The organism is Streptomyces sp. NPDC107471 (assembly GCF_055582845.1).
The window spans coordinates 279,285-292,548 of sequence record NZ_JBVJPC010000006.1 but is presented as its reverse complement, the minus strand read 5'-3'; the positions used below and the strand labels follow the sequence as shown (position 1 = coordinate 292,548).

At 72.6% G+C, this 13,264-nt stretch carries 9 protein-coding genes; 5 read left to right on the top strand and 4 right to left on the bottom strand.

Features of this window, described 5'->3' with window-relative positions:
• Positions 1–86: 86 nt before the first annotated feature.
• The 3 genes from ACZ66S_RS22460 (at position 87) to ACZ66S_RS22450 (ending at position 5,506) form a co-directional block, all read left to right on the top strand.
• The gene (locus ACZ66S_RS22460; protein ID WP_469903488.1) at positions 87–839 is read left to right on the top strand and encodes a DUF3152 domain-containing protein; all 753 of its coding nucleotides are present in this window, start codon (positions 87–89) and stop codon (positions 837–839) included.
• A gap of 30 nt (positions 840–869) precedes the next feature.
• Positions 870–4,256, top strand: coding sequence for a S8 family peptidase (locus ACZ66S_RS22455; RefSeq protein ID WP_469903282.1), 3,387 nt, complete (start codon positions 870–872; stop codon positions 4,254–4,256).
• 350 nt (positions 4,257–4,606) lie between these two features.
• Positions 4,607–5,506, top strand: coding sequence for a S1 family peptidase (locus ACZ66S_RS22450; RefSeq protein WP_469903281.1), 900 nt, complete (start codon positions 4,607–4,609; stop codon positions 5,504–5,506).
• A 37-nt stretch (positions 5,507–5,543) separates the two neighbouring features.
• Here ACZ66S_RS22450 and ACZ66S_RS22445 read toward each other — a convergent pair whose 3' ends face one another.
• Complete coding sequence (locus ACZ66S_RS22445) at positions 5,544–6,989, bottom strand: 3-hydroxybutyrate oligomer hydrolase family protein (protein WP_469903280.1); 1,446 nt, start codon at positions 6,987–6,989, stop codon at positions 5,544–5,546.
• Positions 6,990–7,281: 292 nt separating this feature from the next.
• Here ACZ66S_RS22445 and ACZ66S_RS22440 point away from each other — a divergent pair, with 292 nt between their 5' ends.
• A complete protein-coding gene (locus ACZ66S_RS22440; RefSeq protein ID WP_469903279.1) occupies positions 7,282–8,799 on the top strand; it encodes an extracellular catalytic domain type 1 short-chain-length polyhydroxyalkanoate depolymerase in 1,518 nt (505 codons plus the stop codon).
• Positions 8,800–8,810: 11 nt separating this feature from the next.
• On the opposite strand, the gene ACZ66S_RS22435 is transcribed toward ACZ66S_RS22440, so the two are convergent.
• Positions 8,811–9,239, bottom strand: coding sequence for a secondary thiamine-phosphate synthase enzyme YjbQ (locus ACZ66S_RS22435; RefSeq protein WP_469903278.1), 429 nt, complete (start codon positions 9,237–9,239; stop codon positions 8,811–8,813).
• Positions 9,240–9,352: 113 nt separating this feature from the next.
• On the opposite strand from ACZ66S_RS22435, the gene ACZ66S_RS22430 reads away from it, so the two are divergent.
• Positions 9,353–10,429 (top strand): NAD(P)-binding domain-containing protein, encoded by a 1,077-nt coding sequence (locus tag ACZ66S_RS22430; protein WP_469903277.1) that lies wholly within the window; start codon positions 9,353–9,355, stop codon positions 10,427–10,429.
• Positions 10,430–10,441: 12 nt separating this feature from the next.
• On the opposite strand, the gene mltG is transcribed toward ACZ66S_RS22430, so the two are convergent.
• Entirely contained in the window at positions 10,442–11,290 is an 849-nt protein-coding gene (gene mltG / locus ACZ66S_RS22425) for an endolytic transglycosylase MltG (protein WP_469903276.1), read from the bottom strand.
• A gap of 62 nt (positions 11,291–11,352) precedes the next feature.
• Positions 11,353–13,191 carry an ABC transporter ATP-binding protein gene (locus ACZ66S_RS22420; RefSeq protein WP_469903275.1) on the bottom strand — a complete coding sequence of 613 codons (1,839 nt, stop codon included), beginning with the start codon at positions 13,189–13,191 and terminating at the stop codon, positions 11,353–11,355.
• Positions 13,192–13,264: the final 73 nt, after the last annotated feature.

Below are 13,264 nucleotides of genomic sequence, written 5' to 3'. Positions count from 1 at the left end.
CGTGAACCACCGTGACAGCGCACAGACGAAACCCCGCCGGCCGCGGTCGCCGGAAGCGCTCCGAGCGGAGCGTGAAGAGCCAACTGATGGGCGGCCTGGCCGCGTTGGCGGTCTTCGCGGCCGTCGGCGGCGCGGTGGTGGCGTGGTTGCCGTCCGACACGGGACGCACCTCCGCGGCCTCCGGGACCGTCGGGAGTCCGGCGCCGCGGACCACCACCGGGCCGTCGGAGACGGAGCCGAGTGCCGAGAAGTCCGGCCCCTCCTCGACTCCCCTGCCCCGGAGCGGCCCGGGGACCTTCGACGTCGCCCCCGGGGAGAGCGAGCCGGTCGGCGAGGGCACGCCGCTGCGTTACCGGGTCGAGGTGGAGAAGGGCATCACGATCTCCCCCGAGGAGGTCGCCGCCCAGGTGGAGCGGATCCTGGCCGATCGGCGCGGCTGGACGGCCGACGGCCACTCGGCGTTCCAGCGGGTGTCCAGCGGCCCCACCGACTTCCGGGTCCGGCTCGCCACCCCGGCGACCGTCGACCGGATCTGCGCCGAGGGCGGTCTCGACACCGGCGGCACGGTCAACTGCAGCGTGAACCACGACGTGATGGTCAACCTCAGACGCTGGGTCCTGGCCACCGAGTTCTACCGCGACGACGTCGTCGGGTACCGCTCGCTGATCATCAACCACGAGGTGGGCCACTTCCTGGGCCACGGCCATGTCACCTGCCCCGGTGCGGGGCGGCCCGCCCCCGCGATGATGCAGCAGATCAAGGGCCTGCACGGCTGCGTCCCCAATGTCTGGCCGTACGACAGCGACGGCCGTCTCATCACGGGCCCCTCGGTCCCGTGACGCACTGATCCCCGACTGTCAGGAGTGCAGATGGAGTTACGCGTACGCCACAGACACGCGGCCCTCGCCGCGGGAGTGGCCTCGGTGACCCTGGTCCTCGCCGGGCTCCCGTCCGGTGCCGGAGCCGCCGACGCCTCGTCCGGGGGTGCCCGTAGGGCCTCCGCGGTGCGGACGGTCACGCTCGTCACCGGCGACCGCGTCCTGCTGGACGGCACCGGCCAGCTCTCCGGGGTGCAGCGGGCGCGGGGCCGGGAGGACATGCCGTTCTCGATCCGGGTCGCCGCCGGGCACACCCGGGTCGTTCCCGGTGACGCCGAACTGCTGCTGGCCCAGGGCAGGTTGGATCCGCGGCTGTTCGACGTCACGCAGCTCGTCAAGGACGGCTACGACGACGCGCGCCGCTCCGATCTCCCGCTGATCGCCACGTTCCGCGGCACGAAGGCCCCCTCGACGAGCCCGTTCACCGCGGCCGGGGCACGGATGGGACGCCCGCTGCCCGTCGTCAACGGGCGGGCGTTGCGTGCCGCGAAGAAGCGCGGCGCCGGATTCTGGAAGGCCGTCACGCGCAACTCCCCGGCAGGCAGGGCGGAGTTCACCGCCGCGGCCGGCGTGGAGAAGCTGTGGCTCGACGGGAGGCGGCAGGCGTCCCTCGACAGAAGCGTCCCGCAGATCGGCGCGCCGACCGCCTGGGCCGCGGGCTTCGACGGCACCGGCACCAAGGTCGCCGTCCTGGACACCGGGATCGACACCGGCCACCCCGACCTGGCGGGCAAGGTGGTGGCCGAGCGGGACTTCAGCGGCACCGGCACCACCACCGACAAGTTCGGGCACGGCACCCATGTGGCGTCCACGGTGGCCGGCAGCGGGGCGAAGTCGGACGGGAAGTACAAGGGCGTCGCGCCGGGCGCCCGGCTCCTCAACGGCAAGGTCCTCGACGACCAGGGCGGCGGCACCGACTCCGGGATCATCGCCGGCATGGAGTGGGCGGTGGCCGAGGGCGCGGACGTCGTCAACCTCAGCCTCGGCGGCCCGGATTCCCCCGGCACCGACCCGATGGAGGAGGCCGTCGACCGGCTCTCCGCCGAGTCCGGCACCCTCTTCGTCATCGCGGCCGGCAACGACGGCGAGTCCGGCGAGGGGACCGTCGGCTCGCCCGGCAGCGCCGCGTCGGCGCTCACCGTCGGCGCGGTCGACACGTCCGACGCGCTCGCCGCCTTCTCCAGCCGCGGCCCCCGGGTCGGTGACGGCGGGGTCAAGCCCGACCTGACCGCGCCGGGGGTCGCCATCACCGCCGCGGCCGCCGCGGGCAGCGTCCTGTCGGAGTGGTTCCCCTCCGATATCCCCGGGTACCTCACGATCGAGGGCACCTCCATGGCCACCCCGCATGTCGCGGGCGCGGCCGCGCTCCTCGCCCAGCAGCACCCCGACTGGAGCGGTGAGCGCCTCAAGGCGGTGCTGACCGGTTCCGCGAAACCGGGCACGTACAGCTCCTACCAGCAGGGCACCGGACGGGTCGACGTGACCCGGGCCCTGGACGAGGGCGTCGTCACCGAGCAGGGGCCGCTCGACTTCGGCGTACAGCGGTGGCCGCACGACGACGACAGGGCGCGGACCGAGCGGCTCATCTACCGCAACCTCAGCTCCGAGCCGGTCACACTCGACCTGTCGGTCGAGGCCTACGGCGTGGACCAGAAGCCCGCCGCCGAGGGCATGTTCGCCGTCTCCCCGCGGCGCGTCACCGTCCCGGCGGGCGGCGAGGCGAGCGCCGAGGTCACCGCCGACACCCGCGCCGGCACCGTGGACGGCAGCTTCGGCGGCTCGGTGACGGCCGCGTCCGCCGACGGCCAGGTGCGGGTGCGGTCCGCCGTCGGCGTGGTCCGCGAGGTGGAGTCGTACGACCTCACGCTCAAGCACCTCGACGAGCAGGGCACGGCCACGGGCGACGCCGTGACCTCCGTGGCGGCTCTCGTGGGCAGCTTCTACGCCGACTACGGCGACGAGCGGGACGGTGAGCTGACGGTACGCCTGCCCAAGGCCGACTACCTCCTGACCGGGGTGATCCACCCGGCGCTGTCCGCCCCCGGGCACGCCGTCCTCGTCCAGCCCAGGCTGCGGCTGGACAAGGACACGACGGTCACCGTGGACGCCCGGCAGGCGAAGCCGGTGGACATCACCGTGCCGGACCCGACGGCCGTCAACGACGACGCCGCGGTCGCGATCGGCTACGGGCGGGGCGAGGGCCTGGACGACGCCTCCCTGCAGTTCCTGCTGCCCACCTTCGAGGGTTCCCGCTTCGGTCGGCTCGGCTCCGACGAGCCCGTGGCGGGGCTCAACTCCCTGTACTCCGGCGGCTGGACCGGCAAGGACAAGCGGGGCAGGCCGGTCCACTACCACCTGGGCTGGTACCGGGAGGGCAGCCTGGACGGCCTCACCGCAAGCGTCCGGCGCGGGCAACTGGCCAAGGTGGACCTGCGCGTCGGCGCGGCGGTCGAGGGCCGGCGCGTCCAGGCCGAGGTGAGCGCGCACCTGCCCGACGGCCGGCTGCTGACCGGCTACACCGACATGCGCGGGGACCTGCCGTACCGGAGCACCGAGTACATCCTCGACAACGGCGTGAAGTGGTCGGTGCGCACCTGGCAGCGCTGGGGCGAGGGTCCGGACGCGCCGTTCGAGGGCTTCCTGATGCGCATGCCGCGGACCTGGCGGGCCGGGCACACCTACCAGGAGCGCTTCGGCGTGGGCGTCTTCGGGCCGGTCCTGAGCGGCCCCGGCGACCTCGGCCCGGCCCGGGGCTACCCCGGTGCCGGCCGCGACGGGAACACCCTCAGGACCTTCCTGCCGCTGTTCGGCGACGGCTCCGGGCACTGGGGCACCAGCGAGACGACGACGATGACGACCCGGCTGGAGGCGAACGGCAGGGAGATCGCCGACGACTACGGCATCCCACCGACCCTCGGTCTCACCGAGTACACCCTTCCCGCCGAGGACACCGCGTACCGGCTGACCGTCGACAACTCCCGTGATCCCGCGGCGTATCCGGTGAGCACCCGGGTCCACGCCGAGTGGACCTTCCGCTCGGCGCGGACCCCCCGGGGCGAGTTCGCCGCACTGCCGCTGTCCACGGTCCGGTTCAGCCCCGAACTGACCCCGCGCAGTACGGCGAAGGCGGGCAGGCGCTTCGAGGTGCCCTTCACCGTCGAGGGCGCGGCGGCCGGGCAGCACCCGGCGCAGCTCGCCTTCCAGGTGTCGTACGACGACGGAAGGACCTGGCAGCCCGCCGAAGCCGTCGGCGGCACGCACCTGTCGCTGCGGCACCCGGCGACGGCCGGTTCGGTCTCCCTGCGCGCGGAGCTGACCGACCGGGCGGGCAACACCCTGACCCAGACGATCGAAAGGGCCTATCTGACCACGCCGTAGCCTCTCCGCCCGCACGTCCGCCCGGGACGGCGTCCCCCTCGCCGTCCCGGGCTTCGCCCCGCGCCGACGGGTGTCCGGCCGACTTCCGCCGGCGCACCCCGCGAAGGCCGGACGACAGCGCGTGCACCGGCAAAGCAGGAGCCACAACTGCCCCAGCCCGCGCACCGGTTCGTCGACCGAAGGCCGTCTACCCGCACCGGCCGCGGGCGGGCACACTGAAGCGTCGGCCACGGACGCGTGGACCGGCGCACCCTTCGCACCCGCACAGAACGACACAGCACAGCAGCACCGCACGCCCCGCGACCGCAGGGGCGTGCTCCGGACCCGACCTACCGCTCCGGGGGGCTCCCGTGACCAGAACACGTCGTACCGGCACCAGACGTCCGCGGCTGATCGCCCCGGTGCTGAGTCTGCTGGTGGTGGCCGCGCTCGCCGTGTCCGCCACCGGCGCGGCCGCGGCGCCCGCGGCCGGTTCCACGCCCTCCACGGCGTCGGTGTCCGATGCGGCGGCGGCCGTCGACTCCCTGCGCATCGCCGGGACTTCGTGGACCGTCGACGAGCGCACCGGAAGGCTGCGGGTCTCCGCCGACTCCACGGTCGCGGGATCGGACCTGTCGCGCATCCGGCAGGCCACCGGACGCTTCCCGGGGGCCGTGACGGTCGAGCGGCTCGACGGCCGGCTGCGCACCCTCGTGTCCGGCGGCGACGGCATCTTCGCCTCCGCCTGGCGCTGCTCGGCGGGCGTCAACGTGCGCGCCGGCTCCGCGTACTACTTCGTCACGGCCGGCCACTGCACGAACGGCCTGCCCACCTGGTACACCAGCTCCGCCATGACCACGACGATCGGTCCCACGACCGCGACCAGCTTCCCCGGCAACGACTTCGGAGTGGTGCGGTACGCCAACCCGGACGTACCGCACCCCGGCACCATCGGAACCGTCGACGTCACCGGCACCGCGGCCGCCTACGTCGGCCAGAGCGTCTGCCGCCGGGGAGCGACCACCGGTGTCCGGTGCGGTCTCGTCACCGGGCTGAACGCGACCGTCAACTACGGAGACGGCAGCACCGTCTCCGGGCTGATCCGGACCAACATCTGCGCCGAGCCGGGCGACAGCGGGGGCCCGCTCTACGCCGGCGACAAGGTCATCGGCATCCTCTCCGGCGGCTCCGGGAACTGCACCACCGGAGGGACCACCTATTACCAGCCGATCCAGGAAGTGCTGAACGCGTACGGGCTGTCCGTCTACTGACGGCTCAACGGGACGTGCGGTGACGGGACTTGGCCCGTCACCGCCGGCCGGTTCCGGTCCGGCCGTCCAGGGAGCAGTCGTTCGCCGACGCCGTGGTGTCCGTCCCGGCCGGCCGGGGCACGGTCCGGGAGGCCGGTGGCCGCAGGCCCGTGCCGAGCCAGCGTTCCAGTGCGGTGAACGCCGTGCGGTAGCAGGGCGCGAGAGGCCGCAGCCGGTCCGGGAACAGGTCGACCAGAGCGTCGGTGTGGGTGCCGCCCTCGACGCGGTAGTAGCGGTACAGCGCGCCTCGCCCGGCCTCGCGGACCATACGGGCGTACACGTCGGAGTCCTGGCTGATCGGCAGCAGGACGTCCAGGGTGCCGTGCAGGGTGATCAGCGGCTTGCCGATCCGTCCGGTCAGGGCGATCCTCGCCACGGCCCGCCTGACCTCCTCCGGGCGCGCGGAGTAGTCGTAGTCGGCGTCGCAGGCCGGGGTGCCCGTCGTGCAGTACGGCGTCCCGGCCTCCGTGGCCCCGTCGAACCCGGGGTCGAGTTCCTCGCGGTAGATGCGCTGGGTCAGGTCCCAGTAGACCTGGTGGTGGTAGGGCCACAGGAACTCCGAGCCGGGCGGGAAACCGGCGGCGTGCAGGGCCTCCCGCGCCTGCCGGGCGCCCTCGCCCCCGGCGGCGTACACCGGGTAGTGGCGCAGCGCCTGGGGCAGGAAGTCCAGCAGGGTGGGACCGTCGGAGCGCCACAGGGTGCCCTCCCAGTCGACTCCGCCGTCGTAGAGCTCCGGGTGGTTCTCCAGTTGCCAGCGCACCAGGTATCCGCCGTTGGACATGCCGGTCACGAGGGTGCGCGTCGGGGGGCGGTGGTAGCGCCGGGCGACCGTGGCCCGGGCGGCCCGGGTGAGCTGGGTGAGCCGGTCGTTCCACTCGGCGACGGCGTCACCGGGTGCCGTGCCGTCCCGGTGGAAGGCGAGGCCGGTGTTGCCCTTGTCCGTGGCGGCGTAGGCGTAGCCGCGGGAGAGCACCGAGTCGGCGATGGCCCGGTCGTTGGCGTACTGCTCGCGGTTGCCGGGGGTGCCGGCGACCACCAGGCCGCCGTTCCACCGGTCGGGCAGGCGGACGACGAACTGGGAGTCGTGTCCCCAGTCGTGGTTGGTGTTGGTGGTGGAGGTGTCGGGGAAGTAGCCGTCGATCTGGATGCCGGGCACGCCGCTGGGGGCGCTCAGGTCCTTCGCCGTCAGTCCGGCCCAGTCGGCCGGGTCGGTGTGGCCCGTCAGGACCGTGCCGGTGGTGGTCAAGTCGCCCAGGCATGCCGCCTGTTGGTACTCGGCGCCCGGCACGCGCAGCTCGGTGCGGTGCGCGCAGTGGGCGCCGGGACGGTCCGCGGCGGCGGTGGCGGTGGCGGGCAGCGGGGTGAGCACGAGAGCCGCCACGGCGAGGACCGTGGGAACCCGGTGCGGCCGGGAGCCGGACGGGGAGCGGGGGGACAGACGCATGGATGTGCCTCCGAGCGCGCGTATGAGGATGCGCGGAGACTAGGGCGCCCGCACCCGCCCAGACATGGGGCCGTCACCCACCGTCCGCCCGCCGGTGATGGTGCCCCACACCATCCCGAGGGGTCAGACATGTGCCGGCCGAGCCCGGCGCGACCGCACCTATGGGCTGCCCTCACACAGCCCCTTCCGCGGTCCTGGCTGCCCAGCCCATGCCAGGGCCCGGAGGTGCGCCCCGATGATGCACGCCTCACCAGTCAACGGGCATTCGCCCGGGCATCGGGAGGCAGTCGTCATGGGACAGTCGCATCCTCCGTTCGACCGTACGAAGAGCCGCCGTACGAAGGGCCCCCGCGCGAAAGGCCGCCGCCTCCTCGGAGGCATCCGGCGCTGGGTGACCGCCACCGCGGGGGCTCTGGCGCTGACGGGCGGTCTGATCGCCGCGGGCCCCCAGGCGTCCGCCGCGGGCCTGACGCAGGTCACCGGCTTCGGCAGCAACCCCGGCAACCTGTCCATGTACACCTACGCCCCGGACGCCCTGCCGTCCGGCGCCCCGCTCGTGGTCGCCCTGCACGGCTGCACGCAGAGCGCGAGCGACTACTACTCCCACTCCGGCTGGCCGAAGTTCGCCGACCGCTACGGCTTCGCGCTGGTCCTCCCGCAGACGAGCAGCGCCAACAACGCCAACTCCTGCTTCAACTGGTTCGAACCGGCGGACAGTTCGCGCGGCCGGGGCGAGGCACTGTCGATCAGACAGATGGTCGACAACGCCGTCGCGCGGTACGGCAGCGACACCCGGCGGATCTACGTCACCGGCCTGTCCGCGGGCGGCGGCATGACCGCCGACCTGCTCGCCGCGTACCCGGACGTCTTCGCGGGCGGGGCCGTCGACTCCGGACTGCCCGCGTCCTGCGCGACCACCGTGTCCGCGGCCTACACCTGCATGTACAGCCCACCGGACCGGACCCCCGCCCAGTGGGGCGACCTGGTGCGCGCCGCGGCGCCCGCCGGCACCACCTCCTGGCCGCGCGTCGCGATCTGGCAGGGCTCGGCCGACACCACGGTCCGGCCCGCCAACGCCACCGAACTCCGCGACCAGTGGACCGATGTGTGGGGCCTCGGCCAGACCCCCGCACGCACCGAGAACCTGAGCGGGGGCACCACGCTGACCGTCTACGACGACGCCTCCGGCCGACCCGCGGTCGAGGTCTACTCCGTCTCCGGCATGGCGCACGGACTCGCGGTCGACCCGGGCAGCGGTGCCGAGCAGTGCGGGACCACCGGCACGTACTACCTCGACACCATCTGCTCCAGCTACCACACCGCCCGTTTCTGGGGCCTCGACGGCGACGACCCGGGCACCGGCGCCCTGCCCGCGCCCACGGGGCTGACCGTCACCGGGACCACCGGCACCAGCGTGGCCCTGCGCTGGGACGCGGTGCCCGGCGCGGCCTCGTACACCGTCCGCCGGGGCGGCACGAAGGTGGGCACCGCCACGTCCACCGCGTACACCGACACCGGTCTGGCCACCGGGACCGGCTACCGCTACACGGTGACGGCCGTCGACCCGGCCGGTGTGGAGGGCGCGGTCTCCGCCGCGGTGACGGCGACCACGACCGGGTTCACGCCCACCTGCCACACGGCGAGCAACTACGACCACACGGCCGCCGGGCGCGCCCACCAGAGCGGTGGCCGCACCTATGCCAACGGTTCCGACGAGCCGATGGGTCTGTGGAACACGTTCACCGTGCACACCCTGGAGCAGACCGCGCCCGGTCACTACGTCGTGGCGGATTCCGGCTGCCCGGCCTAGAGATGGGCGGCTCAGGAACCGGCGAGGAAGGTGAGGCGGACCTTCCGCTGCGGGTTGTCCCGGTTCGTGTCCACCAGGCACACCGACTGCCAGGTCCCCAGCTCCAGGCTTCCGTTCACCACCGGCAGCGTGGCGTGCGGGGGCACGATGGCCGGGAGGACGTGGTCCCGGCCGTGGCCGGGGCTGCCGTGGCGGTGCTGCCAGCGGTCGTCGGCGGGGAGCAGGGTGTGCAGGGCGGCCAGGAGGTCGTCGTCGCTGCCGGCGCCCGTCTCGATGATCGCGACGCCGGCCGTGGCGTGCGGGACGAAGATGTTGAGGAGGCCGTCGCGACCCGCGGCGGCCTCCCGCAGAAACGCCTCGCAGTCGCCGGTGAGGTCGACGATCCGCTCCGACGAACCGGAGGCGACGTTCAGGACTCGGGTGGTGAAAGCGTCTGACATGCCCCCATCCTCACCCCTCCCGTCGGATTCACTCGTCATCCGGGGTCTCCCGCGCCCACTCCTGCGAGGACCGACCCGGGAAGATCCACGACCCCGCCACGGTTAGTAGAAAGGTGAACAACACGCGCGAGGTCGAGGTAGTCGTCGTGGGCGCTGGTCAGGCGGGTCTGTCCAGCGCCTACCACCTGCGCCGCACCGGTTTCGAGCCGGAGCGCGACTTCGTGGTGCTGGACCACTCCCCCGCCCCCGGCGGCGCCTGGCAGTTCCGGTGGCCGTCGCTGACGTACGGCAAGGTCCACGGCATGCACGCGCTGCCCGGGATGGAGCTCGAAGGCGCCGACCCGCAGCGGCCCTCGTCGCAGGTGATCGCCGAGTACTTCACGGCCTACGAGCGGGCCTTCGACCTGCGCGTACGCCGACCGGTAGACGTGCGTGCGGTGCGGGAGGGGGACGACCGGCGGCTGCTGGTGGAGACCTCGGACGGCGTCTGGTCGACACGGGCGCTGATCAACGCGACCGGTACCTGGGACCGGCCGTTCTGGCCGCGCTATCCCGGCCAGGAGACCTTCCGGGGGCGGCAGTTGCACACCGCGCAGTACCCCGGGCCCGAGGCGTTCGCCGGGCTGCGGGTGGTCGTGGTGGGCGGGGGCGCGTCCGGCACCCAGCACCTCATGGAACTCGCCCCGTACGCGGCCGCCACCACCTGGGTGACCCGGCGCGAACCGGTGTTCCGCGAGGGTCCCTTCACCGAGGACGTCGGCCGGGAGGCCGTGGCGCTCGTCGAGGAGCGGGTCCGGCAGGGTCTGCCGCCGAAGAGCGTGGTGTCGGTGACCGGACTGCCACTGAACGACGCGGTCCGGCAGGCCCTCGCGGACGGCGTCCTCGACCGGCGGCCCATGTTCGACCGGATCACTCCCGACGGCGTGGAGTGGGACGACGGGCGGCGCGTGGACGCCGACGTGATCCTGTGGGCGACCGGGTTCCGGGCGGCCATCGACCACCTGGCCCCGCTGAGGCTGCGCGAGCCGGGCGGCGGGATCCGGGTCGAGGGCACGCGCGCGGTCGCCGACCCACGGGTCCACCTCGTCGGCTACGGCCCGTCGGCGAGCACCATCGGCGCCAACCGCGCGGGCCGTGCGGCCGTACGGGACATCAGGCGGCTGCTGACCGCGGAACCCGCTGTAGCCTGACGGTCCGTCACATCACCCGGTCGCGGACGAGTTCTTCTGGTTCTTGTTGAACTCGGCCACGTTGCGCCGGTGTTCGTCGAAGCTGTTGGTGAAACGGGTGTCCCCCGGCTTCACCGTCACGAAGTACAGCCAGTCCCCCGGCGTCGGGTTGATCGCCGCGCGCATCGCCTCCTCGCCCGGGTTGTCGATCGGGCTCGGCGGCAGACCCATGCGCTGGTACGAGTTGTAGGGGCTGTCGATCCGCAGGTCGGCGCCGGTGGTCCGGAGGGTGGAGCGGTTCAGCGCGTAGTTGATGGTGGAGTCCATCTGCAACGGCATCCCGCGCTCCAGCCGGTTGAAGATGACCCGGGCCACCTTCCCCATGTCCGCCTTGGTCGCCGCCTCGGCCTGGACGATGCTCGCGATGGTGACGGCCTGGTAGACGTTCATCGCGTTGCGCTGTGCGCCGGCCGCGATGGGAGCGCCGTTGAACTTCTTGTTCGCGGTGTCGACCATGAACGTGAGCAGCGCCTCGGGCGTCGCCTTCCTCCCGTTGCGCTCCAGCGGGTAGGTCGCCGGGAAGAGATAGCCCTCCGGGTTGCCCTCGGCGTCGTTGGGCAGCTTGAGGTGCGCCTTGGCCAGGGACTTCTTCGCGGTGCCGGGGGGCCGGGCGAGTGCCTTGTCCACGGCGTCGTAGATCTGCCCGGCCCGCCAGCCCTCCGGGATCACCAGGGTGGCGGACTCCCTCTGCTCCTCGCCCCGCAGGCTGAGCAGCGGCACCGCCACGGCGGTGCCGGCCACGACGGCCCCGGTCGCGATGAGGACGAGTCGGCCCCTGCGCGTCAGTCGAATCGTGCTCCGTGGCGGAGTGTTCCTGTGCATGCGGGCACGGTAACCCGCATATCGTCACAAACCAGGCATATCTTCGGCTTGTCGGATGAGGTTCAGCTCGTCGGTTCCAACTGCGCGGCACCCTGTACGGGGTCCAGCCGGGCGTCCCGGCGCACGAGCTCCGCGTACCGGCCCTCCTGCTCCAGCAGTTCCTCGTGCGTACCGCGCTCGGCCACCCGGCCGGAGTCGAGGACCACGATCTGGTCGGCGCCCCGGACGGTGGACAGCCGGTGCGCGATGGTGAGCGTGGTGCGGTTGGCCGAGAGCGCGTCGATGGCCTCCTGCACGGCGTGCTCGGTACGCGTGTCCAGCGCGCTGGTCGCCTCGTCCAGGATGAGGACGGGCGGGTCCCGCAGAATGGTCCGCGCGATGGCCAGGCGCTGCTTCTCACCACCGGAGAAGCGGTGGCCGCGCTCGCCCACGACGGTGTCGTACCCGTCCGGCAGCGAGGCGATGTGGTCGTGGATCTGGGCCGCCCGCGCCGCTTGCTCGATCTCCTCGTCCGTCGCGTCCGGCTTGGCGAAGCGCAGGTTGTCGGCGACCGAGGCGTGGAAGAGGTACGTCTCCTGCGAGACGACCCCGATGGCCCGCGCGAGGGTGTCGAAGTCCAGGTCGCGCACGTCGACCCCGTCGAGGGTGACCCGGCCGCCCGTCACGTCGTAGAGGCGCGGGACCAGATAGCCGAGCGTGGACTTGCCGGCGCCGGTCGGGCCGACGACCGCGAGACTGCTGCCCGCGGGGACGTCGATGTCGATGCCGTCGAGAACGGGGCCCCGGTCGTCGCCCTCGCCGTCGTAGCGGAACTCCACGTTCTCCAGGCGGACCTCGCCCTTGACGCGGTCGAGGTGGACCGGGTCCTCCCGCTCGGTGATGTCGATCGGCAGGTCGAGGTACTCGAAGATGCGCTGGAAGAGCGCGAGGGAGGTCTGGATCTGGACACCGGTCGACAGGAGGCTCACGGCCGGGCGGAACAGGCCCTGCTGGAGCGAGACGAAGGCGACGATGGTGCCGATGGAGATGTCCGGGCCGCCGGTCCGCAGGGCGAGGCCCGCGGTCCAGTAGATGAAGGCGGGCATGGCGGACATGACGATGCCGATCACGGCCATGCGCCAGCGGCCGGCCATGTTCGACCGCACCTCCAGATCGACCAGGCTCTCGGACTCGTCGGCGAAGGACCGGGTCAGCGAGTCGGAACGGCCCATGGTGCGGCCGAGCAGGATGCCGCTGACGGAGAGCGACTCGGTCACGGTCGCGGCCATCGCGGCCATCTGCTTCTGGCGCTGGGTGGTGATCTTCTTGCGTTCGTTGCCGACCCGGCGGCTGATCCACACGAAGACCGGGAGCAGCAGCAGCGAGACGACGGTCAGGCGCCAGTCGAGGGCAATCATCGCGACGATCGTGGCGACGACGCTGGTCAGGTTGGAGACCAGGGAGGTGGCCGTCGAGGTGACGGTCGCCTGCATGCCGCCGATGTCGTTGGCGATGCGGGACTGCACCTCGCCGGTGCGGGTGCGGGTGAAGAAGGCGAGCGACATGCGCTGGAGGCGGCCGTAGACCGCGGTGCGCAGGTCGTGCATGACGCGCTGCCCGACCGTCGTGGAGATCAGGGTCTGCAGGACGCCGAAGAAGCCGGTGAGGACGGCGCTGAGGATCATGCCCAGCGCGAGCAGACTGAGCAGTCCGGTGCGGCCCTCGGGGATGGCCACGTCCAGCGTTTCCTTCAGGAGGAACGGGGTGGCCACGGTGACGAGGGAGGAGGCGCCGACCAGCAGGCCGACGACGGCGAGCTTGGCGCGGTAGGGCTTGAAGAGCCGGAGGATGCGGCGCACCTGACGCGGTTGCTCGGTCTCGGTGCCGGGGGTGGGGGTCCAGTCGATGTGATCGCGGGGCATGGTCTCCTGCGGAAGGTGAGGTGGAGCGGACTGACGGAGCCTAGCTCATTGTTACCTATGCTCACAATGAATT